13 protein-coding genes and 1 riboswitch are annotated in these 12,258 nt (G+C 65.1%); of the genes, 6 read left to right on the top strand and 7 right to left on the bottom strand.

What is annotated here, in order from left to right:
• Window positions 1-2 precede the first annotated feature (2 nt).
• The 6 genes from DBZ32_RS06580 to gcvA all read right to left on the bottom strand — a co-directional run bounded on the left by DBZ32_RS06580 (window position 3) and on the right by gcvA (window position 6,102).
• Window positions 3-1,205, bottom strand: coding sequence for an O-antigen ligase family protein (locus tag DBZ32_RS06580; RefSeq protein WP_119166256.1), 1,203 nt, complete (start codon window positions 1,203-1,205; stop codon window positions 3-5).
• Between the two features lie 136 nt (window positions 1,206-1,341).
• Window positions 1,342-2,073, bottom strand: a complete 732-nt coding sequence (locus DBZ32_RS06575; protein WP_119166255.1) for an alanyl-tRNA editing protein — start codon at window positions 2,071-2,073, stop codon at window positions 1,342-1,344.
• Window positions 2,074-2,105: 32 nt separating this feature from the next.
• The gene (locus DBZ32_RS06570) at window positions 2,106-2,993 is read right to left on the bottom strand and encodes an AraC family transcriptional regulator (protein WP_162906599.1); all 888 of its coding nucleotides are present in this window, start codon (window positions 2,991-2,993) and stop codon (window positions 2,106-2,108) included.
• Window positions 2,994-3,062: 69 nt separating this feature from the next.
• Window positions 3,063-3,863, bottom strand: a complete 801-nt coding sequence (locus DBZ32_RS06565) for an SDR family NAD(P)-dependent oxidoreductase (protein WP_119166394.1) — start codon at window positions 3,861-3,863, stop codon at window positions 3,063-3,065.
• Window positions 3,864-3,947: 84 nt separating this feature from the next.
• Window positions 3,948-5,156 carry a winged helix-turn-helix domain-containing protein gene (locus DBZ32_RS06560; RefSeq protein ID WP_119166253.1) on the bottom strand — a complete coding sequence of 403 codons (1,209 nt, stop codon included), beginning with the start codon at window positions 5,154-5,156 and terminating at the stop codon, window positions 3,948-3,950.
• Between the two features lie 10 nt (window positions 5,157-5,166).
• Window positions 5,167-6,102: a transcriptional regulator GcvA gene (gcvA, locus tag DBZ32_RS06555; protein ID WP_119166252.1), complete on the bottom strand. Its 936-nt coding sequence runs from the start codon at window positions 6,100-6,102 to the stop codon at window positions 5,167-5,169.
• A 246-nt stretch (window positions 6,103-6,348) separates the two neighbouring features.
• On the opposite strand from gcvA, the gene DBZ32_RS06550 reads away from it, so the two are divergent.
• On the top strand, window positions 6,349-6,726 hold the full coding sequence (locus tag DBZ32_RS06550) for a DUF1127 domain-containing protein (protein WP_235830069.1): 378 nt from the start codon (window positions 6,349-6,351) through the stop codon (window positions 6,724-6,726).
• 83 nt (window positions 6,727-6,809) lie between these two features.
• Here DBZ32_RS06550 and DBZ32_RS22025 read toward each other — a convergent pair whose 3' ends face one another.
• Window positions 6,810-6,947: a hypothetical protein gene (locus DBZ32_RS22025; protein WP_162906598.1), complete on the bottom strand. Its 138-nt coding sequence runs from the start codon at window positions 6,945-6,947 to the stop codon at window positions 6,810-6,812.
• A gap of 325 nt (window positions 6,948-7,272) precedes the next feature.
• Here DBZ32_RS22025 and DBZ32_RS06545 point away from each other — a divergent pair, with 325 nt between their 5' ends.
• The 5 genes from DBZ32_RS06545 to DBZ32_RS06525 all read left to right on the top strand — a co-directional run bounded on the left by DBZ32_RS06545 (window position 7,273) and on the right by DBZ32_RS06525 (window position 12,255).
• Window positions 7,273-7,878 carry a GbsR/MarR family transcriptional regulator gene (locus tag DBZ32_RS06545; protein WP_119166251.1) on the top strand — a complete coding sequence of 202 codons (606 nt, stop codon included), beginning with the start codon at window positions 7,273-7,275 and terminating at the stop codon, window positions 7,876-7,878.
• 10 nt (window positions 7,879-7,888) lie between these two features.
• Window positions 7,889-9,250, top strand: coding sequence for a cytochrome ubiquinol oxidase subunit I (locus DBZ32_RS06540; RefSeq protein WP_235830068.1), 1,362 nt, complete (start codon window positions 7,889-7,891; stop codon window positions 9,248-9,250).
• A gap of 5 nt (window positions 9,251-9,255) precedes the next feature.
• Complete coding sequence (locus tag DBZ32_RS06535; RefSeq protein ID WP_235830067.1) at window positions 9,256-10,269, top strand: cytochrome d ubiquinol oxidase subunit II; 1,014 nt, start codon at window positions 9,256-9,258, stop codon at window positions 10,267-10,269.
• Between the two features lie 64 nt (window positions 10,270-10,333).
• A riboswitch (yybP-ykoY riboswitch) is annotated at window positions 10,334-10,509 on the top strand.
• 16 nt (window positions 10,510-10,525) lie between these two features.
• Window positions 10,526-10,801, top strand: a complete 276-nt coding sequence (locus DBZ32_RS06530; RefSeq protein WP_119166250.1) for a TMEM165/GDT1 family protein — start codon at window positions 10,526-10,528, stop codon at window positions 10,799-10,801.
• A gap of 242 nt (window positions 10,802-11,043) precedes the next feature.
• A complete protein-coding gene (locus tag DBZ32_RS06525; protein WP_208539117.1) occupies window positions 11,044-12,255 on the top strand; it encodes an efflux RND transporter periplasmic adaptor subunit in 1,212 nt (403 codons plus the stop codon).
• Window positions 12,256-12,258 lie beyond the last annotated feature (3 nt).

Here is a 12,258-nt window from a genome sequence, read left to right as displayed (position 1 = left end):
GGTTAGCGGCGGCTCCGTTGCACCGTCTCGCGGCCCAGCAGCAGGGCGAGGGGGATCCAGAAGAGCAGCCACTCCGGGTCCAGTTCCTTGAAGAGGGCGTGAAACTCGAAGAGCCCCCCGATCAGGCCCAGTGCGAACATCGCGGTGAGCGCGCGGGCGGCCGGGTCGCCCGCCGCACGCAGGCCGGCGATGAGGGTCAGTGCGACGATAACCGCGAGCAGAAGACCGCCGATCACACCGCCGTAGAGCAGCGCGCCGATGTAGAGCGAGTGGGTCGCCTTGTAGCCCGCGAGTTCCGGCTCGTAGAGGGCGCCGTAGCCGAACCAGGGCCGGGCCGCGATCTGCTCCAGCGCCGCGCTCCAGATCGCGAACCTTTGGTTGTCGGCCATGCCGATCCTATGGAACTCGTCGAGCGCCCCCGTGGCAATCACGGCGGCGAGAATGGCCAAGGCGGTGGCCAGGACCGCCAGAGTCCGCCAGCGCCGCTCGAGCAGCAGCAACAGGCCGAGACCCCCGAAGAGCGCGACCAGCGGACCTCGGCTCTCGGTGGCGATCACGGTCGCGAACAAGACGGCGATCAGGACCGGGGCGGCGGCCCACCCCCCCAGACGGCGCAGCTCGCCGCGCAGGGCCAGGGCAGCCAGCAGGGCAGCGGCGGCCACGAAGCCGAGCAAGACCGGGTTCTTCACCTGACCCAGGCCGCCCAAGCGCGAGCCGTCCACGATCAGATCGTCGATGCCCTGTTGGTACAAGATGAGATAGATGCTGCAGATGGCGCCGCAGATCAGAACAAAGAGGACCAGGACCCGCTCGATCCCGTAGGGCGCGTCCGCTTCGGCCTTGGCGACCTGAAGGCCCATCGCCAGGAGAACCACCAGCGTGACTGCTGCGAGAACCGCTTCGCCGATCTCCTTCGCTTCCAGTACGGGACTCCAGATGGCGGACAGCAGGCCGTAGGCGATGAAGGCGCCGCTGGCGAGAAACAGCGGGCGCGGCAGCAACAGACGGATCGACTGACGCAGGATCGTGAGGCGCAGAAGAACGACGATCCCCAGCGCGTAGAGGATCCAGCGATGCATGGCGGTCGAAAGAATCGGGAAGCCGGCGAGCAAGACCAGAAGCGCGATCAGCTCGGCGCGGTCCGAAAGGGCCAAGCGTGCACGCCCGAGGAAGGCGCGCGCAGTTCGGCGGGGCGAGTCGGTCACAAGCGTTTGGGTCCTTGTCCGTGCCAGCAGTCGGAAGGTGTTTCAGTACCTTCGATCCTGCGTCGGACACCAGAAGGAAACGCGCGGCCTCGAATCTTGCGAAGCGAGAACCGGCCGCGACGACGGAGCCGGATAGTTACGCACTCTCCGCGTCGTCGGGCAGCAGGGCAATGCGAATGCGGCGGTTCTTGCGGCCCTTGTTGTCGATCTTGACGATCCGCACCGGGGCCGAGTGTCCGGTCGAGCTCAGGTGGGTCCCGCCGCAGGCCTGGCGGTCGAGGCCGGCGATCTCGATCACCCGGAGGCTGCCGTCCGGATCGACAGGCGGGTCCACGGACAGGGAGCGCAGCAACCCCACTTCCCGACGCGCCCGATCGGCTGGGATGCGCTCGCTGCGGATCGGCAAATCCTGACGGATGATGGCGTTGATCTCCGGTTCCAGGGCGCGCAGGGCGGCGGAGTCGGCGCCGGGTATGTCGAAGTCCACCCGCGCAGTGCCGTCCGCATTCATTTGGGCGCCGGTCACCAGGGCGCCGTCGAACTGCCGGAAGACCAGTGCGTTGACGATATGCAGGTCACTGTGCAACTGCGCCTGCTTGCTGCGGAACTCGGGGTCGACCAGAGCCTCGACCCGGCGCGGCAAGGGCACGGCCTTGACCAGGTCCAGCCAGAGGCGGCCGGCCCGCTCCTGGAATCCGGCGATGGCAACTTCCCCATCGGACCAGCGCAGTCGGCCGAGGTCTGCGAGCTGTCCGCCGCCGCCGGGATAGAAAGGACTCTCGGCAAGCAGGATTTTGGTCCCGCGCTGTTCGATCACTTCGGTTTCGAGTGCGAGGACCGTCGGATTGTCCTGACAGAAGTAGCGCATCGATTTGGCTCCCGGACTTTGGCAGACCGAGGTTAGACGCCGCCCGACAGGGGGTCTTGGCGGGAATTGCCCTGTTTGCCGTTGCCCTGTTCGGCCAGGGCGAATTGACCCGGAGTCACCCCGAAGGCGCGTTTGAAATGTCGGGTGAGGGCGCTCTGATCGTAGAAGCCGGCTTCTACGGCGGCTTGCGACGGCGCGGCGCCTTGGCGCATCAGTCGGGCCGCGGCTTCCAGGCGGAACTGCTGCAGGCGGGCATAGGGTGTCATCCCGAGCCGGCGCTTGAAGCGGCGGATGAGCTGGAAGGGCGTCAGCCCGACCTCCCGAGCAAGGGATTTCAACAGCAAGGGTTCGCCGAAGCGGGCTCGCATCAGCTCCAGCGCAAGACCCAGGCGATGGTCGTCCAAGGCCTCCTCCGGGTCGGCGCGACCGGGCTGGCCGTGGGTCCGGAACAGGGCGCCGAAGCTCCGCTCCAGCAACTCGTCCGCCAGCAGAGGGTCGCAGCGGTCGAGCCGGCGATGCAGCGCGAGGAAGGCACTGACCAGACCGGGGTCGTCGATGGCGTTTTGGCAGAAGCCGACGTCGGGCTCGAGACCGGCGTCGGCGCAGAGTTCGGTCAGCGCCTCTTCGCCCAGATAGAAGGCCCTGTACCGCCAACCCGCGCTTTGGTTCAGGTGACCGGCGTGGGGTTCCTGGGGATTGAAGACCAGCAGCCGGCCGGGGCGGGCGATCTGATGCGATCCGCGACTGTAGAAGGCCGAGCCGCCGGCCTCGGTCGCGGCGATCACGAAGGCGTCGTGACTGTGCGTCGGGTAGCTGTGGTCGGTCAGGGCCGCTTGCATCAGGCGCAATCTCGGGAGCCGGCGGCTGCGCCAGTAGAGGGTTCGATTGCCTGCGGTCGCTGGATCCAAGGCTGGGCTCAAGGCACTGTCCGACGGTGGCCGCTTTCGGTCCGATGCCAGGTTAGCATTACCCACTTGTCAGGGTGAAGCTCAGGCTGCCAGGAAGCCGCCGTCGACGCAGATGTTCTGGCCGACGACGAAGGAGGCTGCCTCCGATGCCAACCAGAGCAGGACGTCGGCCACTTCCTCCGGCTGACCCATGCGCTTGATCGGCAAGCCCTGCGCCACGGTTTCCGGGTCCGCCAGGCCGGCGCCGAGCATCATCGGCGTGACGATCCGTCCGGGCGAGATCGCGTTGATGCGGACGCCCTGGGCCGCATACTCCATGGCCGCCGCGCGGGTCAGCGAAATAGCCGCTGCCTTGGACGCGCTGTAGAGCGCGAAGCCGGGGTTGGGATTGCGTACGCCGCTGACCGAGGCGTTGTTGACGATCACGCCGGTTCCGCTGCTCGTATCTCTCGGCAGCATGATCGCCAGCTCGGCCTTCATGGCTTGAAAGAGGGCGCGCAGGTTGACCGCGAAGACGCGCTCGAAGACCTCGTCCGGCTGTTCCGCGAGCGGTTTGCGCGGTTCCTGGTAGCCGGCGTTGTTGAAGGCGACGTCCAGGCCGCCGAGCCGGCTGGCGGCTTCGCCGACCAAGGCTTCGGCCGCGCCCGACTCGGAGAGGTCGCAGGGCAGGAAGTGGCTTTCGCCGCCGTGGCGATTGGTCTCCGCCAATACCTCCAGCCCACGCTCGCGATGACGGCCGGCGATGACCAGGGAGGCACCGGTCGCTGCAAAGGCCAGCGCCGCTGCTCGGCCGATCCCCGAGGTGCCGCCGGTGATGAGGACGCGCTTGCCTCTGAAGCGATTCGGCCCCGCAAAGTTCTTCCGGTCGTCGCGGTCCGACACCAAACCGTCATCCCTAAAGGTGAACTCGAAAACCAGTTAAGGCGTTGGCTGGCCGGTCTGTCTTGGCGAAAATTGCGGAACCGATCAGGCCGGTGGACGTTGCCAGCCGTCTTCGAAGCGGACCTCGGCGCAGCCGGCGAAGCGGCAAAGCCGATCCAGCTCCGCCTCCAGTTTCCTGATCCGGGGCCCGGTGAGACGCAGGCGCCGCTCCGGCCAGACGGCGGAGACCACCAGGGCGTCGGCCTCGCGATCCGCCTTCATGTCGATCCGGCCGACCAAGCGGTCTCCCTCCAGCAGCGGGAAGACGTAGTAGCCGAAGCGCCGCTGCGCGGCCGGTACGAAAACTTCGATCCGGAAGGAAAAGCCGAACAGCCGTTCGGTTCGCTGCCGGTCGCGCAACAGCGGGTCGAAGGGGCTGAGCACGCGCAGACGGCCGGGCGGTGGCGGTGCCTCCGCCAAGCGCTCTTCGATATCCGCCCAGGCATAGGCCTGGCGCGAGCGTTTACCGTCGGCATCTGCGATCTCGACCAGACGTAGCCGCTGGCCCTGGGCTCTGCACCAAGCAGTGGCCTCGGCCGGGGTGATGCCGTCCCAGAAGCGGGCCAGTTCGCCCGCTGCGGCAAAACCCAGCCGGTCGAGGGCGCTGCGGCAGGCCCAGTCGATCAGGCCCGCCTGGTCTGGTATCGCGCTTGGGTCGCGCTGGGCCGCCGGGATAACCTTTTCGACCAGATCGTAGACTTTCTGAAAGCCCTCGCGCCGCGTCACCGCCAGCCGCCCCGTGCGCCAGAGGTACTCCAGCGCGGTCTTGGAGGGGGCCCAGTCCCACCACCCCTGGCCATTGCCGTGATCCTCCTCGCGCAGGTGGGCGGCACGCACCGGACCGTGGCAGTCCACATGCTCCAGCACCTCGTCCAGCTTGCGCAGGAAGCTCTCGCCATGCCAGCGTTGCCAGCGCCGGGCGAACTGCACGGCCTCGCGTTCGAAACGCCTTTGCCAGACCGGGTAGAAATCGGTGGGAATCACCGCCGCGTCGTGGGTCCAGTTCTCGAACAGGCTGCGCTCGCGCTCCAGCAGGCGGCTCAACTGCGCGGGCCGGTAGCCGCTGCGCCGCGTGAAGAGAATCATGTGATGGGCGCGTTCGACCGTGCGGATGCTGTCGACCTGGACGAAGCCCAGCTTCCGCACCAGCGCCAGAAGCGCCGGACCGCTCAGCCGCCCGCCCGTCGAGTCGGAGAGGCCGTGACGTTCGAGAAAGAGCCGGCGGGCTGCGCGGTTCGAAAGCTGCAGGGTCATGTTGCCTGGATCAGCCCATCGACTCGCCGCAGCGGAAGCGCCGCGCTTCCTCCAGGATCCAGTCGCTGAAGAGTTCGATCTTCCGGCTGCGTGGCCGGTTGAGCGGGTAGACGAGGTAGTAGCTGAACTCTCTGGTCATGAAGTCCTGATCGCAGAAGAGCCGCACCAGGCGGCCCGAGGCGATCTCCGCGTCTACCACGGACTCGTCGATCAGCGCGATCCCCTGGCCGGCCAAGGCGGCCTCCGCCAGCAAGGCGTAGGAGTTGAACTTAGGGCCTCGGTTGGGATCGATGCCCCCCAGGCCGGCGGCCTTCACCCACATGCTCCAGGCCGGCGAGGCCTCGTTCGGCAGGAAGAGGGCCGAGTAGTGCAGCAGCGTATGATGCCGTAGGTCGCAGGGATCGCGGAGCGGCGGGTCCGCAGTCACCAAACCCGGCGCGCAGACCGGCACCACGGAGACCGTGAAGAGTTTCTCGACGTGGAGTCCCTCGTAAGTGCCGCGCCCGAACCGCACGCCGGCATCGACGTCTTCGACATCGAAGTTCACCAGATGATCTGCGCCGGCGACCCTTACCTCTATCTCCGGATGCGCCTCTTGGAAGCCAACCAGACGCGGCACCAGCCATTTGGCGCCGAAGGACGGCGCCACGCTGATCGTCAGGACGCCGTCATCCGCCTCCGACTCGAGCTGTCGGCAGGCGTGGGTGAGATACTCGAACCCTCTCTGGAGATCGGGTAGCGCGAGCTGCGCCGCTTCGGTCAGGACGAGTTGGCGGGTCAGGCGGCGGAACAGCTTCTGCCCGATCATGTCTTCCAGCGCCTTGACCTGATGGCTGATCGCGGCCGGCGTCACATGCAGTTCCTCGGCGGCGGCCTTGAAGCTCATGTTGCGCGCCGAGGCTTCGAAGGCCCGCAGACCGTTGAGGGGAAGAAGACGTCGGGCCATGGCGGGGCTGTCGCTGAAAGCTGTTCGCGGATGGGTGAGGTTTTCTATCGCGGCGGTGAAAGGATACTCGTTTGTCGCCTGCGTTCAAAGCTAGCAAGTTATCGTGGAGAGATCCAAGCAGGATCATAGAAAAATATCATTCGAATCTTGCCGCGAACCGAATACTGACCGGCAAGTATTATAATGGAGGCAGCAGTGCTTTTCCAAATGGTGTGGCTTATCTCCGATCCCAAGGCGAATCAGAGATTGAAAACCGCGAGCCAAGCAGGCTCGGCAACGGCCTGGCAGGCCGTTGGCACGCTGGGCCGGGCCGTCGGCAAGGGCCTCAGGGCCTGGTCCGAGGCTGGCGCGCGCCGCCGCGCCCGGTCCGGCGCGGTGCGGGAACTACAACTGATGAGCGACCGTGCACTTGCGGATATCGGTATCGACAGAAGCGAGATTCATCGTGTCGCCGGCGATCTGGTCGAGGTGCAACCGGAAGACAAGGCGGCTCGGCCGCACCCTGAGGTGACTTGGGCACCGCCGGCCTGGCTCTCGCGCGGGACGGCGCTGGCGGTTGAGCGCGCTCTGCGCGAAGAGCGTTTGGTCTCCAAACAAAAGAACTCGGCGGCTTGCTGCGGGTGAGTCTCTGCGAGTTGGAGCGCCATCGTTTTGCCTGGGAGCGGTTCCGACGTCGTCGGGCTTCGGCGTGGGCACAGACTCTCTCCTTACGCGGTGTGCTGATCGGCAAAGTCTGTGATCTGGCCCAATAGGTCGGTGCCAAAGGCGTGGTTGAAGCCGGTAAACTCCTTGGTGTCGGTGGCAACGAAGGGCACGTCGAATAGCTGTTCGCTTACGAACGACAAGAACGGAGCCTTGAGGACTCCCAGTCTGCTTCACCCGCCGCACTCACGGCAAAATCATCGCTTCGTCATCGATAACACTTTGTATCCACTGCGCTATCAGTCCTCACCCTCCCAAGAAAACGCAGTCCATATAGGATATCCGGCCGGAGGAAAGGTGCTGTTGCCGGCGTCGGGCACGGCGGCGTCTGGCAGTGGCGTCGCACAGGTTCCGGTGACTGCGGCAGGGAGCCGCAGTTTGGACGCATTCCAAGCCTTGTCGTTTCCACACTTACGGCTACATTGATTTCAGAAATTTCTGAAATTCAAGAAAGCGCCGGCTTTTCCCATGAATCTTCCCCCCTTGATCCAGACCTTCGTTCTGCATTTCGGCGAAATGGGCAGTCGCTGGGGGATCAACCGCACGGTCGGCCAGATCTATGCGCTGCTGTTTCTTTCCGCTGAACCTCTCTGTGCCGACCAGATCGTCGAGAAGCTTGGTTTTTCCCGCTCCAACGTCTCGATCGGCCTCAAGGAGTTGCAGGCCTGGAACCTTGTGCGGCTGAAGCACCTGCCGGACGACCGCCGCGACTACTTCACGACCCCGGAAGACCTTTGGCAGATCGTCCGCACGCTGGTCGAGGAACGCAAGAAGCGCGAGATCGACCCGACGCTCTCGCTACTGCGCGAGACGTTGCTCGCCGAGCCTGTCTCCCCGGAAGAGCGGCATGCGCAGGCGCGCATGCGCGAGATGCACGAGCTGATCGAACTTCTGACCCGCTGGTACGGCGATGTGCAGCGCCTGGAGACCGAGCGGCTGGTGCAGCTGCTCAGCCTCGGCGCGCGGGTGCAGAAGATCCTGGAAATGAAAGACCGCTTGTCCCTCCTGCCGGGACGCAAGGGGCAGCCTGTGCAGAGGGAAAAGCCGGACGACCGGCAAAGCGGTAAAGGTTAGGAGCCTGTCGATGGACCTGGATCCCGTGATCCTGGCGCGCATACAGTTCGCCGCCAACATCTCCTTTCACATCCTCTTTCCCACTATCACCATCGCGTTGGGATGGGTGCTGCTGGGGTTCAAGCTCGCCTACCAGCGCAGCAAGGACGAGAAGTGGATGGAGGCCTATCGCTTCTGGGTGAAGGTCTTCGCGCTGTCCTTCGCCATGGGAGTCGTCTCCGGCATCACCATGTCGTTCCAGTTCGGCACCAATTGGCCGGGTTTCATGGAGACGGTCGGCAACATCGCCGGGCCGCTGCTGGCCTACGAGGTGATCACCGCCTTCTTCCTGGAAGCGGTCTTCATCGGGATCATGCTGTTCGGCTCCCGGCGCGTGCCCAATTGGCTGCACACGCTGGCGACCTTCCTGGTCGCCTTCGGCACCACCATGTCGGCCTTCTGGATTCTGGCGCTGAACTCCTGGATGCACACGCCCGCCGGTTTCGAGCTGCGCGACGGCGTGGTCCACGCGTCCGACTGGATGGCGATAATCTTCAATCCCTCCTTGCCCTATCGCCTGACCCACATGCTGCTGGCGTCGGGTCTCACGGTTGCCTTCCTGATCACCGGCCTCTCGGCCTTCCGCTGGCTGCTGGGCGACCGCTCGGCCGGTCTGCGCGCGGTGCTGCGCACCGGTCTGGTCATGGCCGCGGTCCTGATCCCCGTGCAGATTTTCGTCGGCGACCTGCATGGCCTCAACACGCTCGAGCATCAGCCGCAGAAGGTGGCGGCCATGGAAGGCAATTGGGAAACCCAGTCGCGCGTCCCTCTGCTGCTCTTCGCGATCCCCGACGAGGAGGCTCGGGAGAACCGCTTCGAGATCGGTATCCCTTACGGTGCGAGTCTCATTCTGAAGCACGACACCGACGGCGTGGTGCCGGGTCTGAACGATTTCGTCGGCGAACACCCGCCGGTCGCACCCGTGTTCTTCGCCTTCCGCGTGATGGTCGGGATCGGCCTTTTGATGCTCGCTTTCTCCTGGTGCGGCGTCTGGCTGACACGCGGGGGCCGGCAGCCGCATCCCTGGCTGGCGCGCGGTCTGGTCGCGATGACCTTCTCCGGCTGGGTCGCGACGCTGTCCGGCTGGTACGTGACTGAGATCGGACGACAGCCCTGGCTGGTCACCGGCGTGCTGCGGACGGCCGACGCCATCTCCACGGTTCCGGCTCCGATCATCGCCGGATCGCTGACTCTCTATCTTGCGATCTACGGTCTGCTCCTGACCGCCTATATCGGCGTTCTGCTGCATCTGTCCCGCAAGGTGGCCAGGGGCGAAGGTCTCGGCCCGTCCGCCGATCCCGCCGGTCGTCTCACGACCGTCGCGGCGGAGTGAGCGCGATGCTGACTCTCTTCGGCGATCCCACCGTCTGGCTGCCGGTCGTTTTCGCGGTACTGATGGGTCTCTCGATCCTCATCTACGTCGTCCTGGACGGCTACGACCTGGGGGTCGGTCTGCTCTGTGCCAGGGCGACAGCGGAAGAGAAGGATCGGATGATCGCCTCGATCGGACCTTTCTGGGACGCCAACGAGACCTGGCTGGTCCTGGCTGTCGGGCTGTTGCTCGTCGCCTTCCCGATCGCCCACGGGCAGATCCTCTCCACGCTCTACATCCCGGTGGTGATCATGCTGGTCGGACTCATTCTGCGCGGCGTGTCCTTCGAGTTCCGAGCCAAGGTGCAGGTCGAACGCCAGTATCTGTGGAACCGCAGCTTCTTCGCTGGATCGCTGATGACAGCCCTGGCGCAGGGCTACATGCTGGGCCTCTATGTCATGGGGCTGGAACAGACGGTCGGCACCGTGATCTTTGCCTGCTTGACGGCCGTCTGCCTGGCGGCCGGTTATGCCTTCATCGGCGCCTGCTGGCTGATCTGGAGGACGGAAGGCGCGCTGCAGCGGAAGGCGGTGGTCTGGGCGCAGCGCCTGCTGTTGCTGGTCGTGCTCGGCATCCTGGCGGTGTCGCTGGCGTCGCCGCTGGTCAGTCCGCGGATCTTCGGCCGGTGGTTCGTCGTGCCGGAAGTCCTGCTGCTGGCGCCCTTGCCCTTGCTGTCCATCGCCATCGTCACCGGTCTCAGGCTGGGCCTGCGCCATCTTCCGGCCCGCGGCGACGCCTTCAGCTGGGCCCCCTTCGCGGCGGCGCTGGGTTTGTTCGTTCTGGCCTTTGCCGGTCTCGCCTATTCTTTCTATCCCTATGTGGTGCCGGAGCGTCTGACGATCTACGATGCGGCGAGTGCGCCGGAAAGCCTGTTGATCATTCTGATCGGGACGCTCTTCGTGCTACCTGTGATCGTCGCCTATACCGCGCTGTCCTACTGGATTTTCCGCGGCAAGGCACGCGACCTTACCTACGATTAGATCTCGTCCAGCGTGCGCGCCTCTTGCGTCGCGGTTTGCGTTATGCGATCTACGAATCGCTCCGTAGGGGAGTAGCCGCCCCAGCGACAGGGGATGCGCGTCAACAGACTCGGCAGAGGTCTTCGGACCGACGCCGTGGCGCGTATGGCCGATACCGGTTTGGCGAGACCTATGGCGAAGGCGCATCGGCCACCAGGGGAGCCGAGGTGCGCGCTTCGCTATTGGTGTCGCAACCGGCTCCCCACAGAGATGCCACATGAGCAGCTTCCTGTTGGTCTTCGCTACGGTCTTTCTCGCTGAACTGGGGGACAAGACCCAAGTGGCGACGCTTCTCTTTTCGTCTGATCGGCGTCACCCGCCTCTCGTTGTTTTCGCGTCGGCCAGCGCTGCGCTGATCCTCTCGACCGCCGTTGCCGTCCTGCTCGGCAGCCTTGCGGAACGCCATCTGGCGATTCTCCCCTTGAAGCTGGTTGCCGGTCTGGGCTTCATCGCGATCGGTATCCTTCTTCTGGTTGAATACGGTAAGCAATGAAATCGATTAATCGTACTCAAACAAGAGCGGTCAGTTCTGTGACGTTTCGGATGAGGTGTTGGAAAACGACTGACAAAACGAAACGGTTTTAGGCTAGTCTATTTCTCGTGATAGCTGTTGCTCGACCCGACCGCCTGTGATGGATCTCACTGTGCAGTTGCGCCCTGGGCGGTAAAGGGCATTGCCAGACACCGGCGAGCCCGGTGCTCTGCGCGTTATCCGACTGACTGGGAAACGAGAATATGACCTGCACGATGTGGGCTGGACGCTTTCGTGGTTTAAATGGAGCGCCGGGCGGGCGAAAGGTCCGGGTCTGGCCGGCAGTCGCCCTGACGGCGGCCCTTCTGGCGCTCGTCGGCTGCGACGAGGAGCAGGCCGAGGCGAATGCACCGAGCGCGCCGCCGCCGCCGCAGGTCAGCGTCTCGCAGCCTCTGGTGAAGCAAGTCGTCGAGGACGACGAATTCGTCGGGCGCTTCGAAGCCGTCAGCGAGGTCGAGGTTCGTGCCCGCGTGGGCGGGTATCTCGAGAGCATCCTGTTCGACGATGGTCAGATCGTGCAGCAGGGCGACCTTCTCTTCACCATCGATTCGCGTCCCTTCGAGACGGCGCTGGGGCAGGCCCAGGCGGAACTCGACAGCGCTCAGGCCGAACTGACCTTCACGCGGTCGGATCTGGCCCGCGCCGAACAGCTTGTCACGCGCGGCAACATCTCTCGCCAGGCCGTCGACGAACGGCGCGAGGGCTTCCTTGGGGCACAGGCCAGGGTCGCCGCGGCGGAGGCGGCGCTGGAGCGCGCGCGCCTCGATCTCGACTACACCCAGATCCAGGCGCCGTTGAGCGGGCGCATCGACCGCAACTACATCTCCGAAGGTAATCTGGTCGAGGAAAACGATACGATCCTGACGTCCATCGTCAGTACGGACCCGATCTACTTCTACTTCGATATCGACGAGCGCTCCTTCCTCGCCTATGCCCGCGACGCCCGCGAGCGCGGCGTCAATCTGCAGGAAGGCGGCGGCGGTTTGGAGGTGACGGTTCGCCTGTCCGATGCGCGCGAAGCGCCCGTGGTGGGCCGAATGAACTTCTCCGAGAACCGGGTCGACCCCGACAGCGGCACCATGCGCGTGCGCGCCATCATTCCCAATCCGGACCTGATTCTGCAGCCCGGCCTCTTCGGCGTGGTCTCCGTGCCGGGGTCGCTGCCTTACGAGGGCATCCTGCTGCCGGACGAGGCCATCGCCAGCGATCAGAACCGCCGAATCGTCTATGTCGTCGGGGAAGAGGACGTGGTCACTCCGCGCGAGGTGCGGCCCGGGCCGCGCATCGACGGATACCGCGTGATCCGCGAAGGTCTGACCGGGCAGGAAACGATCGTCGTCAACGGGTTGATCCGGGTGCGGCCCGGCGTAACGATCTCTCCGCAACCGATCGAGTTGCCGCCGGTGGCTGAGTAGGCC

The organism is Algihabitans albus (genome assembly GCF_003572205.1).
GTDB lineage: Bacteria > Pseudomonadota > Alphaproteobacteria > Kiloniellales > DSM-21159 > Algihabitans > Algihabitans albus.
Note: the sequence above shows the minus strand (reverse complement) of the source record. Positions and strands in the feature narration are given on the sequence as shown.

Bases quoted from the DNA above. Each gene is read 5' to 3' on its own strand.
- DBZ32_RS06575 (WP_119166255.1), bottom strand. From the start codon at position 2,073: ATGCGCTACTTCTGTCAGGACAATCCGACGGTCCTCGCACTCGAAACC.
- DBZ32_RS06560 (WP_119166253.1), bottom strand. From the start codon at position 5,156: ATGACCCTGCAGCTTTCGAACCGCGCAGCCCGCCGGCTCTTTCTCGAA.
- gcvA (WP_119166252.1), bottom strand. From the start codon at position 6,102: ATGGCCCGACGTCTTCTTCCCCTCAACGGTCTGCGGGCCTTCGAAGCC.
- DBZ32_RS06545 (WP_119166251.1), top strand. From the start codon at position 7,273: ATGAATCTTCCCCCCTTGATCCAGACCTTCGTTCTGCATTTCGGCGAA.
- DBZ32_RS06540 (WP_235830068.1), top strand. From the start codon at position 7,889: ATGGACCTGGATCCCGTGATCCTGGCGCGCATACAGTTCGCCGCCAAC.
- DBZ32_RS06535 (WP_235830067.1), top strand. From the start codon at position 9,256: ATGCTGACTCTCTTCGGCGATCCCACCGTCTGGCTGCCGGTCGTTTTC.
- DBZ32_RS06530 (WP_119166250.1), top strand. From the start codon at position 10,526: ATGAGCAGCTTCCTGTTGGTCTTCGCTACGGTCTTTCTCGCTGAACTG.
- DBZ32_RS06525 (WP_208539117.1), top strand. From the start codon at position 11,044: ATGACCTGCACGATGTGGGCTGGACGCTTTCGTGGTTTAAATGGAGCG.